This is a genomic window from Bradyrhizobium sp. (genome assembly GCF_050014615.1).
Taxonomy (GTDB): domain Bacteria; phylum Pseudomonadota; class Alphaproteobacteria; order Rhizobiales; family Xanthobacteraceae; genus Bradyrhizobium.
Map to the genome: position 1 here is coordinate 1 of NZ_JBEKCZ010000307.1, position 4,393 is coordinate 4,393.

Genomic DNA, 4,393 nt, shown 5'->3' on the forward strand with positions numbered 1-4,393 from the left:
CTTCGGCCAGATGGGCGTCATCAACATGGCCCATGGCGAGTTCATGATCCTCGGTGCCTACGTCACCTGGATGACCTCGAATTTCTTTCAGGCGTATCTGCCTGGATTGTTTGCCGGCTATTTCTTCCTGGCGATGATACTGGCGTTTATCGTCGCCGGTGCGCTCGGCATGCTGGTGGAATGGGTGCTGATCCGCCATCTCTACAAGCGCCCGCTGGACACGCTGCTCGCCACCTGGGGTCTCAGTCTGATCCTGCAGCAGGCCTATCGCTCGGTGTTCGGCGCGCGTGAAGTCGGCGTCGAACTGCCGCAATGGATGCTCGGTTCGCTCCATGTGTCCGACAGCATCGAGGTGCCGATCAACGGCGTGTTCGTGATGTGCCTGACGGTCCTGATCACGCTCTGCGTCGCCTACATCATGTACAAGTCGCGCTGGGGCCGTCAGGTCCGCGCCGTCGTGCAAAACCGCATCATGGCCGGCGCGGTCGGCATCAATACCGAGAAGGTCGATCGCTACACCTTTGGTCTCGGATGCGGCATCGCGGGTATCGCCGGCAGCGCTTTCACCATGATCGGCTCGACCGGACCGACATCGGGCCAGCTCTACATCGTCGATACTTTCCTGGTCGTCGTATTTGGCGGCGCCGCGAGCCTGCTCGGCACCATCGCATCCGCCTTCAGCATCTCGCAGACGCAGTCGACCCTCGAATTCTTCATGTCGGGGTCGATGGCGAAGGTTCTAACGCTGCTTGCAGTTGTCGGAATTCTCATGCTGCGGCCGCAAGGGCTGTTCGCCCTCAAGGTCCGCAAATAACAAAAAGGGCTTGAGCCATGACCAATCGCTTTGTCAATCGATCGGAGCTGATCGGAATCCTGGTGCTCGCCGTTTTCCTGGTGGTGATCCTGCCGCTCTGTCTCGATGTGTTCCGGCTCAATCTGGTTGCGAAATATCTGACCTATGCCTTCGTCGCGCTCGGTCTGGTGATTTGCTGGGGATATGGCGGCATTCTCAGTCTGGGGCAGGGGGTGTTCTTCGGCCTCGGCGGCTACTGCATGGCGATGTTTCTCAAGCTCGAAGCATCGAGCCCCGAGAACACCAAGATCCAGTCGACCCCCGGCATTCCGGATTTCATGGACTGGAATCAGATCACTTCACTGCCGATGTTCTGGAAACCCTTTCACAGTCTGAGCTTCACCATCGCCGCCGTTATTCTGGTGCCGGGTATCTTCGCACTGATCATCGGCGCGGCCATGTTCAATCGCCGCGTCGGCGGCACTTACTTTGCGATTATCACCCAGGCCGTCGCGGCCATCCTGACCATCCTGATTGTCGGGCAGCAGGGCTACACCGGCGGCATTAACGGCATGACCGATCTGCGTACCCTGAACGGTTGGGACATCCGGCCGGACCACGCCAAGGTCGTACTCTACTTCTTCGAAGTGGGCTGCCTGTTCGTTTGCATCTTCATCGCCCAGTTCATCCGGCATTCGAAACTGGGCCGCATCCTGGTCGCGATGCGCGACAAGGAGGATCGGGTTCGTTTCTCCGGCTATAGCGTCGCCAACTTCAAGATTTTCGCCTTCTGTGTGGCCGCCATATTTGCCGCGATCGGCGGCGCCATGTTCGCGCTTGAGGTCGGCTTCATGTCGCCGTCCTTTGTCGGCATCGTGCCGTCGATCGAAATGGTGATCTATACGGCGGTGGGCGGCCGGCTCTCGATCCTGGGCGCAGTGTACGGCACGCTGCTGGTCAACTTCGCCAAGACCAGCCTGTCGGAATCGTTTCCTGAATTGTGGCTGTTCGGACTGGGCGGACTGTTCATCGTGGTTGTTCTCGCCTTCCCGAACGGTCTTGCCGGCATTTGGGGCGACTATGTGCAGCCGCGCATCGATCGCCTGCTGTCGTCGCGAACATCCAAATCCGGCAAGGTGTGGACCGACAGTTCCGTCGCCGACGGCGCCCCGGCTGAGTGAGGAGATAAGTCATGCTGATAGGTCACCAGCCCAAGGAATTCCTGCTCGCGGTCGAGGCGCTCACGGTCTCGTTCGATGGCTTCAAGGCGGTCAACGACCTGTCGTTCTACGTCGATGAAAACGAAATTCGCGTCATCATCGGCCCCAACGGCGCCGGCAAGACCACGGTGCTCGACCTGATTTGCGGAAAGACCAAGGCGACTTCCGGCTCGATCGAGTTTCGCGGCCAGGAACTGACCAAGATGAAGGAGAACCAGATCGTCCAGGCCGGGGTGGGACGCAAATTCCAGACGCCGTCGATCTATGACGACCTCACGGTGTTCGAAAATCTGGAAATTTCGTATCCGCGCGGGCGCACCGTGTTCGGTGCGCTGACCTTCACCCGCGATGCCGCGGTGCGCGACCGGGTGCATGAAGTCGCCGAGATGATCTTCCTGAAGGACCGGCTCAACATGAACGCCGACCTGCTCAGCCACGGCCAGAAGCAGTGGCTGGAGATCGGCATGCTGTTGATCCAGGATCCGGACCTGCTGATGCTCGACGAGCCTGTGGCCGGCATGAGCGTCAGCGAGCGGGTCAAGACCGCTGAACTCCTCAACCGCATCATCAAGGACCGGTCGGTGCTGGTGATCGAGCACGACATGAAGTTCGTCGAGGACATTGCCCACAAGGTCACGGTTCTGCATCAGGGCCAGATCCTGTCGGAAGGCTCGATGGAGCACGTCAAAAACGATCCCAAGGTGATTGAAGTTTATCTCGGACACTAGCGCATGGTTCCGGAAGGCGGCGTCAGGCTTCCGGGCGAGATCATGTTCGGCGAAAGACAAGGAACACTTTAATGCTGGCTATCTCCGATCTGCATGTCGCCTACGGCCAGAGCGAAGTGCTGCATGGCCTCAACGTCTCCGTCGCGCCCAACGAGATCGTCGCGATTATGGGCCGCAACGGCATGGGCAAGACTACGCTGATGAAGTCGCTGATGGGGATCGTGCCGACCAAGAGCGGCTCGGTGACCATGGAGGGCTCGGAGCTGAGCAAATTGCAAAGCTATGAACGCGTTGCCAAAGGTCTGGCGTACGTGCCGCAAGGCCGGATGATTTTCTCGACCATGACGGTGCAAGAGAATATCGAGACGGGGCTGGTTGTGTCGGGGGAGACCAAGGTACCCGACAGCATCTATGAATTATTCCCGGTGTTGCTCGAAATGAAGAGTCGCCGGGGAGGTAATCTTTCCGGCGGTCAGCAGCAGCAGCTGGCGATTGCGCGCGCGCTCGTTACCAAGCCGAAGGTCTTGCTGCTCGATGAACCGACCGAGGGTATTCAGCCTTCGATCATCAAGGACATGGCTCGCACGCTTAAACGCATTCGCGATGAGCGCGGGTTGTCGATCGTGGTTTCCGAACAGGTGCTGAGCTTCGCGCTCGATATCGCCGACCGCGTCCTCGTCATCGAGAATGGCGAGATCGTCCGCGACGACGCGCGTGAGGGCGTCGATGCCGCTCAGATCTCGAAATATTTGTCTGTCTGATTCCTAACCAAGCTAGTAACCAGGGGAGCTTTTAATGCCAGATACACTGATCAAGGTCGATCTCACGCAGTCGGCCTATGAAAACGACAAAATTCACAATCGCTGGCATCCCGACATCCCGATGGTGGAGTGGGTCAGCCCGGGCGACGATTTCATCATCGAAACCTATGACTGGACCGGCGGCTTCATCAAGAACAACGATTCCGCCGATGACGTGCGCGACATCGATCTGTCGATTGTGCACTTCCTGTCCGGCCCGATCGGCGTCAAGGGCGCGGAGCCCGGCGACCTCCTGGTGGTCGATCTGCTCGACGTCGGCCCGCTGAAGGAGAGTCTGTGGGGCTTCAACGGCTTCTTCTCGAAGAAAAACGGCGGCGGATTCCTTACCGACCATTTCCCGCTGGCGCAGAAATCGATCTGGGACATCAAGGGCCTCTATACCTCGTCGCGCCACATCCCCGGCGTGAATTTCGCGGGCCTGATCCATCCCGGCCTGATCGGCTGTCTGCCGGATCCGAAATTGCTGGCGACCTGGAACGAGCGCGAAAACGCGCTGATCGCGACCAATCCGACCCGTGTGCCGGGGCTCGCCAACCCGCCGTTCGCGGCGACCGCGCATGGCGGTCGCGCCAAAGGCGACGTCAAGGCCAAGATCGGCGCCGAAGGCGCGCGCACGGTGCCGCCGCGCGAGCATGGCGGCAACTGCGACATCAAGGACCTGTCGCGTGGTTCGAAGATCTACTTCCCGGTCTACGTGCCCGGCGGCGGGCTTTCGATGGGCGATCTGCATTTCAGCCAGGGTGATGGCGAAATCACCTTCTGCGGCGCGATCGAGATGGCGGGCTGGCTGCATATCAAGGTCGACATCATCAAGGACGGCGTTGCGAAATA

At 59.5% G+C, this 4,393-nt stretch carries 5 protein-coding genes; all 5 read left to right on the top strand.

Going from position 1 to position 4,393, the window contains the following annotated elements; all coding sequences use genetic code 11:
- A partial coding sequence (gene urtB, locus ABR948_RS28575) for an urea ABC transporter permease subunit UrtB (protein ID WP_428124505.1) occupies window positions 1–814 on the top strand: 814 nt, incomplete at its 5' end.
- 17 nt (window positions 815–831) lie between these two features.
- A complete protein-coding gene (urtC, locus tag ABR948_RS28580) occupies window positions 832–1,974 on the top strand; it encodes an urea ABC transporter permease subunit UrtC (RefSeq protein ID WP_428124507.1) in 1,143 nt (380 codons plus the stop codon).
- An 11-nt stretch (window positions 1,975–1,985) separates the two neighbouring features.
- Window positions 1,986–2,741, top strand: coding sequence for an urea ABC transporter ATP-binding protein UrtD (urtD, locus tag ABR948_RS28585; protein ID WP_428124509.1), 756 nt, complete (start codon window positions 1,986–1,988; stop codon window positions 2,739–2,741).
- 71 nt (window positions 2,742–2,812) lie between these two features.
- Window positions 2,813–3,502, top strand: coding sequence for an urea ABC transporter ATP-binding subunit UrtE (gene urtE / locus ABR948_RS28590; protein WP_428124511.1), 690 nt, complete (start codon window positions 2,813–2,815; stop codon window positions 3,500–3,502).
- Between the two features lie 34 nt (window positions 3,503–3,536).
- A partial coding sequence (gene fmdA, locus ABR948_RS28595) for a formamidase (RefSeq protein ID WP_428124513.1) occupies window positions 3,537–4,393 on the top strand: 857 nt, incomplete at its 3' end.

What these genes read in the sequence shown, in the direction of transcription:
- urtD (WP_428124509.1), top strand. Translation starts at nt 1,986, where the DNA reads ATGCTGATAGGTCACCAGCCCAAGGAATTCCTGCTCGCGGTCGAGGCG.
- urtC (WP_428124507.1), top strand. Translation starts at nt 832, where the DNA reads ATGACCAATCGCTTTGTCAATCGATCGGAGCTGATCGGAATCCTGGTG.
- urtE (WP_428124511.1), top strand. Translation starts at nt 2,813, where the DNA reads ATGCTGGCTATCTCCGATCTGCATGTCGCCTACGGCCAGAGCGAAGTG.